General features: G+C 46.9%; 13 protein-coding genes and 1 pseudogene. 12 read left to right on the forward strand and 2 right to left on the reverse strand.

Features of this window, described 5'->3' with window-relative positions; genetic code table 11:
• Positions 1 to 2: 2 nt before the first annotated feature.
• The 7 genes from ACYQ0C_RS20975 to ACYQ0C_RS21005 all read left to right on the forward strand — a co-directional run bounded on the left by ACYQ0C_RS20975 (position 3) and on the right by ACYQ0C_RS21005 (position 5,343).
• A complete protein-coding gene (locus tag ACYQ0C_RS20975) occupies positions 3 to 407 on the forward strand; it encodes a MerR family transcriptional regulator (protein ID WP_007656427.1) in 405 nt (134 codons plus the stop codon).
• 252 nt (positions 408 to 659) lie between these two features.
• Positions 660 to 1,013 (forward strand): helix-turn-helix domain-containing protein, encoded by a 354-nt coding sequence (locus ACYQ0C_RS20980; protein WP_025077263.1) that lies wholly within the window; start codon positions 660 to 662, stop codon positions 1,011 to 1,013.
• Positions 1,003 to 2,076 (forward strand): AAA family ATPase, encoded by a 1,074-nt coding sequence (locus ACYQ0C_RS20985; RefSeq protein ID WP_007656440.1) that lies wholly within the window; start codon positions 1,003 to 1,005, stop codon positions 2,074 to 2,076. The genes ACYQ0C_RS20980 and ACYQ0C_RS20985 overlap by 11 nt, the downstream gene beginning before the upstream one ends.
• Positions 2,077 to 2,238: 162 nt before the next feature.
• On the forward strand, positions 2,239 to 3,204 hold the full coding sequence (locus ACYQ0C_RS20990; RefSeq protein WP_007656447.1) for a toprim domain-containing protein: 966 nt from the start codon (positions 2,239 to 2,241) through the stop codon (positions 3,202 to 3,204).
• A gap of 145 nt (positions 3,205 to 3,349) precedes the next feature.
• Entirely contained in the window at positions 3,350 to 3,733 is a 384-nt protein-coding gene (locus ACYQ0C_RS20995) for a MobC family plasmid mobilization relaxosome protein (RefSeq protein ID WP_004315361.1), read from the forward strand.
• On the forward strand, positions 3,699 to 4,619 hold the full coding sequence (locus ACYQ0C_RS21000; protein ID WP_025077264.1) for a relaxase/mobilization nuclease domain-containing protein: 921 nt from the start codon (positions 3,699 to 3,701) through the stop codon (positions 4,617 to 4,619). The genes ACYQ0C_RS20995 and ACYQ0C_RS21000 overlap by 35 nt, the downstream gene beginning before the upstream one ends.
• A gap of 4 nt (positions 4,620 to 4,623) precedes the next feature.
• Positions 4,624 to 5,343: a hypothetical protein gene (locus tag ACYQ0C_RS21005; protein WP_025077265.1), complete on the forward strand. Its 720-nt coding sequence runs from the start codon at positions 4,624 to 4,626 to the stop codon at positions 5,341 to 5,343.
• A 782-nt stretch (positions 5,344 to 6,125) separates the two neighbouring features.
• Here the strand turns inward: ACYQ0C_RS21005 and ACYQ0C_RS21010 are convergent.
• A complete protein-coding gene (locus ACYQ0C_RS21010) occupies positions 6,126 to 6,536 on the reverse strand; it encodes a hypothetical protein (protein ID WP_007656455.1) in 411 nt (136 codons plus the stop codon).
• Positions 6,537 to 6,690: 154 nt separating this feature from the next.
• The gene (locus ACYQ0C_RS21015; RefSeq protein ID WP_008645841.1) at positions 6,691 to 7,272 is read right to left on the reverse strand and encodes a Crp/Fnr family transcriptional regulator; all 582 of its coding nucleotides are present in this window, start codon (positions 7,270 to 7,272) and stop codon (positions 6,691 to 6,693) included.
• Between the two features lie 459 nt (positions 7,273 to 7,731).
• Between ACYQ0C_RS21015 and ACYQ0C_RS21020 the strand changes: the two are divergent.
• The 5 genes and pseudogenes from ACYQ0C_RS21020 to traK all read left to right on the forward strand — a co-directional run.
• A pseudogene (locus tag ACYQ0C_RS21020) lies at positions 7,732 to 8,928 on the forward strand (TraG family conjugative transposon ATPase); the annotation flags it as partial.
• Between the two features lie 18 nt (positions 8,929 to 8,946).
• Positions 8,947 to 9,987, forward strand: coding sequence for a hypothetical protein (locus ACYQ0C_RS21025; RefSeq protein ID WP_016274782.1), 1,041 nt, complete (start codon positions 8,947 to 8,949; stop codon positions 9,985 to 9,987).
• A gap of 41 nt (positions 9,988 to 10,028) precedes the next feature.
• Entirely contained in the window at positions 10,029 to 10,658 is a 630-nt protein-coding gene (locus tag ACYQ0C_RS21030; RefSeq protein WP_016274783.1) for a DUF4141 domain-containing protein, read from the forward strand.
• 18 nt (positions 10,659 to 10,676) lie between these two features.
• Positions 10,677 to 11,681, forward strand: coding sequence for a conjugative transposon protein TraJ (traJ, locus tag ACYQ0C_RS21035; RefSeq protein WP_016274784.1), 1,005 nt, complete (start codon positions 10,677 to 10,679; stop codon positions 11,679 to 11,681).
• A gap of 22 nt (positions 11,682 to 11,703) precedes the next feature.
• Entirely contained in the window at positions 11,704 to 12,327 is a 624-nt protein-coding gene (gene traK / locus ACYQ0C_RS21040; RefSeq protein ID WP_016274785.1) for a conjugative transposon protein TraK, read from the forward strand.
• Positions 12,328 to 12,339 lie beyond the last annotated feature (12 nt).

The following is a 12,339-nucleotide window of genomic DNA, read 5'->3' on the forward strand; positions in this document are numbered from 1 at the left end:
CCATGCCGAACAAGAAAACCAAGACGGTGAAGATTAGACACCTTGAATGTTTCAGTGCCATTTACGAGGAACTGGCGCAGAATCCCGAATACGCAGGCTACGAAATAGAAGAAGCCGTACTGCAAGTGAAATCATATATTCCCCCTACTGTTAAAGACGTGGACAAGGCGATAGAGAAAATAAGGTTCAGCCATGCCACCCGTAAATACAAGTACCCCGTATTCGAGGGCAGGGAACTGATAGACCAAAAGACATTGGCGAAAATGGCGGGCGTGAGCAGGCAGACCGTAGCCCGGTGGGAGGAACTCGGTTTCATATCCCGTTCGGACATAGGGCTGTCGGGAAACAAATATTTCGTAATAAAAGAAGTCGTTTCCCAACTTGAAAGGTTAAAGGATGTGAAATAGCGGCATTCGCATAATCACTTAACATACATAGGACAAACGGTGTGTTGGAAGGACAAAATCACCAATACATCGTTTGTCCCTTTTTTTATCCCGCTCCAATCTTGCCGGATGTCCTGCATTGTCCCAAGTTGTCCGGTCTGTGTCAAGTGATTAGTAATTGAATAATCGGTTTCTTTTATTCTTCCTTTGCGGCATCAACCGGTTGCAACGGCTATGACGGTAGCCAAGTAATAACTAAAAAAGGAAGAAAATATGACGAACATTATTCTGACAACGCCCGAAGAACTCCGGGCTATCGTGAGCGAAACCGTTTCCCAGTCATTGGCAGGATTCACCCAGCCGAGGAACGAACCCGACAACCTCACGCCCGATGTGGCGGTAGAGGTGCTGGAACGACACGGTTTTCTGATTTCAAAGGCACGGCTCTACAAGCTGACCGCAAAAAAGGAAGTGCCGTTCCGCAAATACGGGAACAAATTGCTTTTCTCACGGAAAGAGCTTCTCACGTGGGCGGAAAACCTTACAAAAAGGGTGAACGACAAGGACGAGGCGGCACTCGCCATCGCCAAGAGCGCAAACCGGAAAATCCGTAACTATGGAAAATAAGAGGAAAGAAGAAGCCGGGCAGGGTGTTACCATGCAGAAAGAGGATTTCGCAGCCCTTTGGAAAACCATTCATTTAAAGGTGACGGACACTTACGAAGTGCCGCCCGAAATACTCTGGGTGAACGGCTCTACCATTGGCACGCTGGGTAATTTCAGCGCATCCACAGGCAAAGCCAAGAGCAAAAAGACATTCAATATTTCCGCCATTGTTGCGGCAGCGTTGAAGAATGACGAGGTACTGAAGTATTCGGCATACCTGCCACCGAACAAACGGAAAATCCTCTATGTAGATACCGAGCAGAGCAAATACCATTGCCATAAGGTCATGGAGCGTATTTTGCGACTTGCCGGACTGCCTACCGACAAGGACAGGGACGATTTTGTTTTCATCGTGCTAAGAGAGCAGACCCCCGACAAGCGGAAACAGATTATCGGCTATATGCTTGAAAATATGCCCGATGTGGGGTTGCTCATCATTGACGGAATCCGTGACTTGATGTACGACATCAACAGCCCCAGCGAATCAACCGACCTAATCAACCTTTTGATGCGCTGGTCAAGTGGGTATAACCTGCATATCCACACCGTGCTGCATTTGAACAAGGGGGATGACAACACAAGGGGGCATATCGGTACGGAACTGAACAACAAGGCTGAAACCGTCCTGCAAATCACGAAAAGCCAGCAGGACGGCAACATAAGCGAGGTAAAGGCGATGCACATACGTGACCGGGAATTTGACCCGTTCGCATTCCGTATCAATGACAACGCTTTACCCGAAATCGTGGATGATTATGTATTCCAACAACCTAAGCAGGACAGGAACTTTTCGCTTACGGAACTGACTGAACAGCAACACCGGGAAGCGTTGGAGAACGGTTTCGGCAAGCAGGTGGTACAAGGCTATTCCAATGTCATAGCGGCATTGAAACAGGGTTATGCGAGTATCGGTTACGAGCGTGGACGCAATGTTCTTGTGTCGCTTAACAAGTTTCTTGTGAACAAGCGCATGATTGTGAAAGAGGGCAAGGGCTACCGCTATAATCCCGATTTCCATTATTAAAAGTCAGTTTGGTTTAGTCCGGGTGTATATACAAGAGGAACGGACTTACTATTTCCCAGTATCGGAACAGGCAGGTTTAGTATGGTACGGGTGTATATATAACGGACTAAACAGGACTGGTGCACTTTTCAACTATTTTTTTATCCCCAAAAAGAAAATGTTATGAACATCGAAGATGTGAAACAAATACCCATCGCAGACTATCTGCACAGTTTAGGTTACTCTCCTGTCAAACAGCAGGGTAACGGTTTATGGTACAAATCACCGTTAAGGGAGGAACACGAACCGTCTTTCAAGGTGAACACTGACCGCAACCTTTGGTATGACTTTGGCGCAGGCAAGGGCGGCAACCTCATCGCACTGGCAAAGGAACTCTATTGTTCAGACAGCTTGCCATACCTTTTAAACCGGATAGCGGAACAGACACCGCACATCCGTCCGGTCAGTTTTTCTTTTCCCCAGCGTAGGAAAGAACCGAGTTTCCAGCATTTGGAAGTCCGTGACCTTACCCATCCGGCATTGCTCCGTTACTTGCAGGGACGGGGTATCAATATCGAACTGGCAAAAAGAGAATGTAAGGAACTCCATTTTACCAATAACGGCAGACCGTTCTTCGCTATCGGTTTCCCGAACATGACAGGAGGTTATGAGGTGCGCAACTCTTTTTTCAAAGGCTGCATCGCCCCGAAAGACATCACCCATATACGGCAGCAGGGAGAGCCGAGAGAGAAATGTCTGGTGTTCGAGGGTTTCATGGACTACCTCTCTTTCCTTACGCTCCGTATGAGGAACTGTCCGACCATGCCCGACCTTGACAGGCAGGATTATGTCATTCTTAACTCTACCGCCAATGTGTCGAAAGCCCTTGACGTGATGTCCCTGTATGAACGCATCCACTGTATGCTTGACAATGACAAGGCTGGATATGAAGCGACACGGGATATCGAGTTGGAATACTCCTACCGTGTACGTGACTTCTCACACAATTACAGGGGATATTCGGACTTGAACGATTACCTGTGCGGCAGGAAGCAGGAACAGAAAAACGAAGCCAGCCAAGTGCAGGAAACGAAGCAGGAAACCGGACAACGTGCCGCCCCAAGACAAAAGAGAGGCAGGGGCATTTAATCCGGCAGGACTATCAACGGCTGGCGGTTTATTTGGAGAGCAAGGTTATGTTTCGGTAAACCGAAACTACCTTGCTTTGCTCACCGCAAAGAAAATTTCTCCCGTTGGTCGCAATTTTTAAGACACCATTCAAACGTAAAAAACCATGACGAGTATAAAGGACAAGCCGGGGGGACGTCCGGCAAAGAAACGGATAGAGAAGCAGCAACGGGTTGTCAGTACGAAACTGACCGAGTTGCAGTATTACGCCATCAGGAAGCGAGCCGGGGAAGCCGGGTTGCGTGTCAGTGAGTATGTAAGGCAGGCGGTTGTTTCGGCAGAGGTCATACCCCGGCTGAACAGGCAGGATGCGGACACCATCCGCAAGCTGGCAGGGGAAGCCAACAACATCAACCAGTTGGCGCACCGGGCGAATGCCGGAGGTTTCGCACTGGTGGCGGTGGAACTGGTGAAGCTCAAAAACAGGATTATTGGAATCATAAACCATTTGTCGGATGATTGGAAAAATAAAAAAGGGAAGCGGTTTTAAGGGCTGTGTGAACTATGTGCTCGGCAAGGAGCAGGCGGTTTTGCTTCATGCGGACGGGGTTCTGACTGAAAGCCGGGGTGATATAATCCGCAGCTTCTGTATGCAGACCGAGATGAATCCCGATTTGAAGAAGCCTGTCGGACATATTGCGTTAAGTTATTCGACAGTGGATACGCCCAAATTGACAGACGGGAAGATGGTACAGCTTGCGCAGGAGTATATGCGTGAAATGAAAATCACCGATACGCAGTATATCATCGTGCGTCATCAAGACCGGGAACATCCGCACGTGCATATCGTGTTCAACCGCATAGACAATAACGGCAAGACCATTTCGGACAGGAACGATATGTACCGTAACGAACAGGTATGCAAGAAGCTGAAAGCCAAACACGGGCTTTATTTCGCTGGTGGAAAAGAACAGGTAAAGCAGCACCGACTGAAAGAGCCGGACAAGTCGAAATACGAGATTTACACGGCTGTGAAGAACGAAATCGGGAAGTCCAAGAACTGGCGGCAGTTACAGGAGCGGTTAGCGGAAAAGGGTATTACTGTCCGGTTCAAGTACAAGGGGCAGACAAGCGAGATACAAGGTGTTTCCTTTTCCAAAGGCGAATACACGTTCAAGGGTTCGGAGATAGACCGTAATTTCAGTTTCTCCAAACTGGATAAGTGTTTCGGGGATGCAGGACTGAATACAATCGGAAATCAGCGGCAGGCAGCTTTTACATCCGTTCGGGAGCCATTGCCAACGCAGGGAAAGGCTGACAGTCCGTTGATAACTGGTTCGCCCGGTCTATTTTCCGCTTCTTCTCCCCCAGTGGATGAAGAACCTAATTTTAATTTGAGAAAGAAGAAGAAAAAGAAAAAACAACTTAAATTGTAAATACATGGAGGAAAATTTGATTTTAGAGGGGCTTCTCTCAATGGTTACGGAATTGAAAGAGAAGCAGGAAGCACAGGTAACGCCAGCCAGTCGGGAAGAAACTATCGAAAGGCTGAACGCAATCGAACAGGCATTGTCGGAACTGCACAATAATCCGGCTGTTCCCGAAAAGGAATTGCAGGCTATCCAAAGCCAACTTGCCGACATAAAGAATACGGAACAGGAGCAGCAGCAATCCATAGGAGAAGTGAGAAAATTTGTAACGGCTACCTACCGTTGTCTGAAAGAAATGCTGGATGTGTTGGATTCTTACCATAAGGAACACACAACAGAAAAAGCGGAAACCGAACCTGCATCGTTGTCCCGGAGGATAAGCGGTTTGTTACGCCCGAAACTTTTTGTTTTTTTGGCAGGGCTGGTTGTCTGTTTCGTTTCCTTGTTCCTGAATGTCCGTTTGGCTGGACGAATGCAGCAGTTGCAGGACAACGATATGAAATACCGCTACATTCTGATGAAAGGGGAAGCGGACGGGGGCTGCCTTGATTTGCTGGAAACGAATTTCAGTAGGGAACGGGATAACGCTTTCATCCAAAACTTGACTGATTCGGTGACGGATTTTGAATACCGCAGCAGGAAGCAGGCGGAAGCGTTGGAACGTGCAAGGCTGCTCAATGAACAAGCCGAGCGGTTGAAAAAGGAAGCCAACCGACTGGGCAAGCCATAAATCGGGAAAACAAAGGATACAAACTGTAAATGTTAAAGCCCACCCAATATATGGAGAAAAGTGCAGTGCATCTTCGTGGTGTATTGCACTTTTTCTATATTTGCGGATAGTCTAATTTGAAAAGCCCAAAATCCCCAATCCGCTGAATTGTTTGGATGATGATTAGGCAATGATTTAATTGTGAATAGGAACTGCACCTACGGGGGCGTTTGCTGAAGTAAATATACTTGACTGAAGACATTAGCAACAATCAAATCATTATCGTTATTATGGACATTTAAAGTAAAAAAGATATTCCTATAATGATTAAAGCAATAGATGCAAATATGTATCTATATCTTTTTGTAGAAAACATTGCTCCTATACAGGAGATAGATACAGCAAATTGCATACATTTCAAACTTAACTCTGTAGTCTTAAATATACACATAGACAAAAAAGATAATGCCAAAACAAATATTATAGCATTCAATATATATTTCAGTTTCATATTACTTTGATTTACATTGACCTTATTATCAGTAGCATATAAATTGCTCATCCTATCCCAATAACCAATCCTATACAAGAGAACAAGGTGAATCTCTTTTCCTTGTATTTCAGCACATAGACCAGCCCGATAATAGCACATAAAGGAATATTAGATGAATCTGCATTTTCCCTTTGTTTACAAGGTATTTATATGTTCTTTCATCCTTTCTTTGCTCAATTTGCGAATCTCACGGTTCTCTTTGTTTTGTTGTAGCATACATTTATGCAACTTAATGTTCCTATGATTCAGTTTAATCTATTTTCTCTAATTCAATCGTAGCTACTTTCTCTTTATCTGGACTAATTTCATTCTGTATAATGGTTATATGTTTTTGGGTATAGCTTTTGATAATCCAAGGGGCTCCACCCAAATATAAAGCATTGCTATTAAATGTGATATATTTCCCTTCTATTGTATAAGTAATATCAATTTCATCGTAACCTTCCCAATTTACTTTCCCTTTCTGAGTATCTACAAATTGCATACCGACCCCCATATTTTGTACTGTCCAAGCCTCACAATGCCCTGTTCCACGCCATGAAGTCTGATAAAGTGCTTCGGGGGTTAATTCATTTGTCTGTTCATTATCATCATCGCAGTTTATAAAACAGAATGTACAGAGGAATAGCATAAGTATTCCAAGAATTTCTTTTGTTTTCATATTCTCTTTTTTATTTTTTGTTTAACTCATTCAATCTTTATTTTGTTTCTTCGTTGAACCAACCAAAGATAAGACAAAGATAAAAAGAAGAATCCTTTGGCAGATTAAGATACTCTTGGAATATTGTTATGAATGTAAATTTCTAAACCTATGTTTATTTTTTGTTGTCAAGACTTTGCTTGCGTCTGATTCGGCTCATGTGTACGGGTGTAATTTTAAGGTAGGATGCTATTTCTTTTAGTGATACCATTTGAAGGATTGCAGGGCATTTTTTTAAAAGTTGGAGGTAACGCTCTTCCGGTGTGAATCTGAATAAATCCAAATAACGTGAATATGATTGGAAAAACATCTGTTCGGCTGCGATACGGGCTATCCGTTGGCTTTCTTTGTTCTCCTCGAATTTTTGCTGTAAGAATGCAGAAGAACAGATGTAAATCTCGCACGGGATTATTGCCTGTATATTCAATTCTGATTTCATGCCATATAAGCAAGTGGGGTAATCGCCTATAAATTCATTTGGAAAGGAAAAACCGACATTATACGGCTTGTTTTCTGTCCGGTTGGTACAACTGTATTTGACTACACCTGACAAGATAAACCCGAAGAAAGAACATACATCATCTTCATGGAGAATAAACTCATTCTTTTTATAATGTCGTAACTCTCCATGTTTTAGACACAATTCTTTAAAAAAATCTATGTCTATATTGCTCATATATGAATTAAATTCAGTCATCATTTACTTGTCATTGGTGCAAATGTATAAAAAATGCCTGAAATATGCTTGATAGTACTTAACTACATTGTTTAAATATTCAAAAAAGTATGTAACATAACATGTTTGTTATATTTTTAAGTTCAAAGGTTTAGTACGTTTCTTTGTCTGTATATCCAAAACGAACTAAACTTATTTAGACAGCAAATTATATATGCTGGCGAAAAAAGAAAAACAGAGTTTCTTTCTCTTTTTGCCAGTATCATGTCTATTTTTCACTGAAAAACGAGAGAAAACAGATATAAAAACATCTCCTACCACATTTACCCCTTAACAACAAATATCCTTTTCTGTTTTCTTATAATCACTCTATTTGTATGCAAATTGTATGCTTTAAAAATATTAATATTGATGTGTTTTATACCATAATTAACTGATATTCAGTATTAAATAAATAAATGTTGGTACGGATTAATCACCACCAACCGCAACAAGTTCATACTCGGACCGTCTGGTTCTGGCAAATCGTTCTTCACCAACCACATGGTCCGGCAGTATTACGAGCAGGGCACCCATGTGCTTCTCGTGGATACCGGCAATTCCTACCAGGGGCTTTGCAACCTTGTCAACGCGAGGACGCACGGTGAAGACGGAATCTATTTCACATACGAGGAGGACAACCCCATAGCGTTCAACCCCTTCTTCGTGGAGGACGGGGTGTTTGACATCGAGAAGAAAGAGTCGGTCAAGACGCTTATCCTCACACTGTGGAAACGTGATGACGAGCCGCCGACCCGTGCCGAGGAGGTGGCTCTCTCCAACGCCGTCAATCTCTTTCTGGAGAAAATACGCGCCGACACGTCTTTGGCGCCATCGTTCAACAGCTTCTATGAGTTCATCCGTGACGAGTATCAGGAGATACTGAGGCAGAAGCGCACCCGCGAGAAGGATTTCGACGTGTTCAATTTCCTGAACGTGCTTGAGCCGTATTACCGTGGCGGCGAATATGACTTCCTGCTCAACTCCGACAGACAGCTGGATCTGCTCAATAAACGCTTCATTGTCTTCGAGCTGGACAACATCAAGGATAACAAGGTATTGTTTCCAATTGTCACCATAATCATCATGGAAACCTTCATAAACAAGATGAGGAAGCTCAAAGGCATCCGGAAGATGATACTTCTGGAGGAGGCTTGGAAGGCCATCAGTAAGGAAGGCATGGCGGAATATCTCAAGTATCTCTTCAAGACCGTCAGAAAATTCTTCGGTGAGGCTGTGGTGGTGACTCAGGAGGTGGAGGACATCATATCGTCCCCGATTGTCAAGGGAACCATCATCAACAATTCCGATTGCAAAATACTCCTGGACCAGCGCAAGTATGTCAACAAGTTCGACGAGATACAGGCCCTGCTCGGACTTACAGACAAGGAGCGCGCCCAGATTTTATCCATAAACATGGCGAACCACCCCTCACGGAAATACAAGGAGGTGTGGATAGGTCTCGGCGGCTCGCAGTCGGCGGTCTATGCCACGGAGGTATCGCTTGAGGAATATGTGTGCTACACCACAGAAGAGACCGAGAAACTTGAACTTATGCGGCTTACGGAGAAACTCGGCGGCAACATAGAGCTTGCTATCAGACAGCTCGCCGAAAGCAAACGCAATCCAGATTCATAAACACAAATCCGAAACGACATGAAAATAACAGATTGGATCAAAGAATTGCTTCGTGACGATCAGCCCAGACTGAGCTACCGTGAATTGCAGGAGCTGTCGGAAAAAGCGGAACGTGCCGCCGGCGTGTACAACCATAAGGAACTCACAGGGCTGATACGCCGATACCGTAAATCGGATGAGGCCGTTGGGCGTATCGCTCTGGCTATCGCGAAATCAGAACCGTTCTATTGCCCGGAATCAACAATTAACCGGGACTCCATTGAAATGATGGAAGCGTTGGCTGATACACCCTTCATGGAAAGGCACGGCCGTCGACTTTCGGACATCGGTCCGGAAGATGCCACTGCAATACACGGACTGCTTGCCATATACACCTTCATGCAGGATGAGGAATTGAGAAAATTTCCGAAAACCGGAATGGAACGCCCTGCGCATGACGAAGTCATATCGGCAATCAGAATTCTGGACGGCCAAAGACGCAACCGGGATATAACCGAGCTGTGTGAATTGTCGGCATATTCCATGCTCCCTTCAAGATATGTGATGATGCGGTACGGTCTTGAGCGGGATTGCGACGCATACCGATGTATGGAAGACAATATCACGGCATCCGATAATCCACGTGCATTGTTGCAGGCGCAAGCGGATATGTGCGTGGCCGCTGAAAAAGCGGTGGAAAACATCCCCGGAGTCCGGCTTCCGGATTTCTATCTTGAGAACCTTGACCGTGAGCTTGACAGGCTCGGTCGTATCGTCGTGTCTCCCGATGCCGTCAACGACCTTGTCCATACCGGATCCGATTTCCTGACCAAGTATGGCCTCGACAGGGACGCATTACCGGAAGAACAGTCCCGTCAGGCATGGAAAGCCTACCGCGAGCTGGACGGCCGCTTTGTAAGGATGACAGGCCGCAGGCCGTATACGGAAGGTCTGTCAGTCCCGCTACGGCAAAAGTCCGGTAACACCGAGACGGAAAAGGCACGGACACAAGCGGCACGGAGCAACCATATCCGCAATCCGCCTCCGACAAAAGGGAAAAGCCGCAAGCCCTCTTTCTGACCTCAAAACAGATTTATTCACCAACAAAAAATTTTATAATCATGAAAATGAAATCACTTATCGTATGCGCAGTCCTGTCATTGGCCGGGCTGACCGCGAACGCGCAGTGGGTGGTCTCCGACCCCGGCAACCTCGCGCAAGGCATCATCAATGCCACAAAGAACATCGTCCATACATCTTCTACCGCGAGCACCATGCTCAACAACTTTCAGGAGACAGTGAAAATCTACGAGCAGGGGAAAGCCTATTATGACGCTCTAAGAAAGGTCAAGAACCTGCTCCGTGACGCACGCAAGGTGCAGCAGACCATCCTCATGGTCGGCGAGATTACCGACATCTATGTGAACAACTTCCAGCGTATGCTCTCCGACCCGTATTTCTCGCCGGAGGAACTCAGTGCAATAGCCGTCGGCTACACCAGGCTGCTTGAGGAGAGCGCGTCGGTGCTCACCGACCTCAAGACCGTGTTGAACGAGAACGGCCTGTCGATGGGCGACAAGGACCGCATGGATGTAATCGACAGATGCTACACCCGTATGCACGAGTACCGCGGACTGGTGAGATACTACACCAACAAGAACGTCGGCGTGTCCTACCTGCGTGCGAAAAAGAAGAACGACCAGGACCGCGTGCTGTCGCTCTACGGCACTCCCAGCGAACGCTATTGGTAATCATAAATCCTTCGGACTATGCTACTGATGGCTATTGACTTCGACAACCTCCACCAGATTCTCAGGAATCTTTACGAGGAGATGATGCCGCTATGCTCCCAGATGACGGGAGTAGCGAAAGGCATCGCCGGACTCGGCGCACTGTTCTATGTGGCCTACCGTGTGTGGCAGTCGCTCTCGCGTGCCGAGCCTGTGGATGTGTATCCGCTGCTCCGTCCTTTCGTGATCGGGTTCTGCATCATGTTTTTCCCCACCGTGGTGCTGGGGACCATCAACAGCGTGCTTTCACCCGTGGTCACCGGGACCAACGGCATATTGCAGACACAGACGCTTGACATGACCCGGTACCGCGAGCAGAAGGACCGGCTTGAGCTTGAGGCGATGAAACGCAATCCCGAAACATCCTACCTTGTGGACAAGGAGGAGTTTGACAAAAAACTCGATGACCTCGGCATAACGGATGCGCCGGAAATTTGCGGAATGTACATAGACCGCGCCATGTACAACACCAAGAAATGGTTCCAGGAACTGTTCCGCAATCTGCTGGAGCTGATGTTCCAGGCCGCCGCGCTGGTGATAGACACGCTCAGGACATTCTTCCTCGTGGTGCTTTCGATACTGGGTCCCATCTCTTTCGCCATATCGGTATGGGATGGATTCCAGGCCACGCTCACGCAGTGGTTCGTGAGATACATAAGCATCTATCTGTGGCTTCCGGTCAGCGATCTGTTCAGCAGCGTGCTTGCGAGGATACAGTTGCTCATGCTCCAGAAGGACATAGAGCAGCTCACGGATCCTAACTTTATTCCAGACGGCTCCAACGCCGTGTACATCACTTTCCTCATCATCGGCATAATCGGGTATTTCACGATACCCACCGTGGCGGGATGGATAGTGCAGGCGGGAGGTGGTGCCGGAAACTACGGCAAGAACGTGAACCAGACCGCTTCAAAGACAGGCTCCATAGCCGGAGGTGCAGCAGGTGCGGCTGTCGGCAACGTGGCCGGACGCCTTATCAAGTGACAATCATTAAAACAGTGTTCTTATGCAGTTCAAATCATTAAAAAACATCGAGAGCAGCTTCCGTCAGCTCCGTCTGTTCGGCATAGTCTATCTGTGCGCCTGCACGCTCCTCGTGGGATATTCGGTATGGAAGGCATACCGTTTCGCCGAGGCGCAGCGCCAGAAGATATATGTTCTTGACGAGGGGAAGTCGCTGATGCTGGCTCTGGCGCAGGATCTCTCGCAGAACCGTCCGGTGGAGGCACGGGAGCATGTGAAGCGTTTCCACGAGCTTTTCTTCTCGCTGGCTCCCGACAAGAGCGCCATCGAGGGGAACATACAGCGTGCCCTGTTCCTTGCCGACCGCTCGGCTTACGGCCATTACCGGGACCTTGCCGAGCAGGGGTACTACAACCGCGTCATATCGGGCAACATCACCCAGCGCATTGAGATAGACAGCGTGAAATGCGATTTCCATTCCTATCCCTATGACATGGTGGCTTACTCGCGTCTCTCCATCATCCGCGAGAAAAGCGTCACCGAGCGCTCCCTCGTGACACGGGGACGGCTTATAAACTCCACAAGAAGTGACAATAACCCGCACGGTTTCATCCTTGAGTCTTTCCGGGTTGTGGAGAACCGCGACCTGAGGGTGTCTGACCGCTAAAACAAGAAACGA

This window comes from Phocaeicola sartorii JCM 17136 = DSM 21941 (assembly GCF_054653615.1).

What these genes read in the sequence shown, in the direction of transcription:
- ACYQ0C_RS21005 (WP_025077265.1), top strand. Translation starts at nt 4,624, where the DNA reads ATGGAGGAAAATTTGATTTTAGAGGGGCTTCTCTCAATGGTTACGGAA.
- ACYQ0C_RS21025 (WP_016274782.1), top strand. Translation starts at nt 8,947, where the DNA reads ATGAAAATAACAGATTGGATCAAAGAATTGCTTCGTGACGATCAGCCC.
- ACYQ0C_RS20985 (WP_007656440.1), top strand. Translation starts at nt 1,003, where the DNA reads ATGGAAAATAAGAGGAAAGAAGAAGCCGGGCAGGGTGTTACCATGCAG.
- traJ (WP_016274784.1), top strand. Translation starts at nt 10,677, where the DNA reads ATGCTACTGATGGCTATTGACTTCGACAACCTCCACCAGATTCTCAGG.
- ACYQ0C_RS21010 (WP_007656455.1), bottom strand. Translation starts at nt 6,536, where the DNA reads ATGAAAACAAAAGAAATTCTTGGAATACTTATGCTATTCCTCTGTACA.
- ACYQ0C_RS20990 (WP_007656447.1), top strand. Translation starts at nt 2,239, where the DNA reads ATGAACATCGAAGATGTGAAACAAATACCCATCGCAGACTATCTGCAC.
- ACYQ0C_RS20975 (WP_007656427.1), top strand. Translation starts at nt 3, where the DNA reads ATGCCGAACAAGAAAACCAAGACGGTGAAGATTAGACACCTTGAATGT.
- ACYQ0C_RS21015 (WP_008645841.1), bottom strand. Translation starts at nt 7,272, where the DNA reads ATGACTGAATTTAATTCATATATGAGCAATATAGACATAGATTTTTTT.
- ACYQ0C_RS21000 (WP_025077264.1), top strand. Translation starts at nt 3,699, where the DNA reads ATGATTGGAAAAATAAAAAAGGGAAGCGGTTTTAAGGGCTGTGTGAAC.
- traK (WP_016274785.1), top strand. Translation starts at nt 11,704, where the DNA reads ATGCAGTTCAAATCATTAAAAAACATCGAGAGCAGCTTCCGTCAGCTC.
- ACYQ0C_RS21030 (WP_016274783.1), top strand. Translation starts at nt 10,029, where the DNA reads ATGAAAATGAAATCACTTATCGTATGCGCAGTCCTGTCATTGGCCGGG.
- ACYQ0C_RS20980 (WP_025077263.1), top strand. Translation starts at nt 660, where the DNA reads ATGACGAACATTATTCTGACAACGCCCGAAGAACTCCGGGCTATCGTG.
- ACYQ0C_RS20995 (WP_004315361.1), top strand. Translation starts at nt 3,350, where the DNA reads ATGACGAGTATAAAGGACAAGCCGGGGGGACGTCCGGCAAAGAAACGG.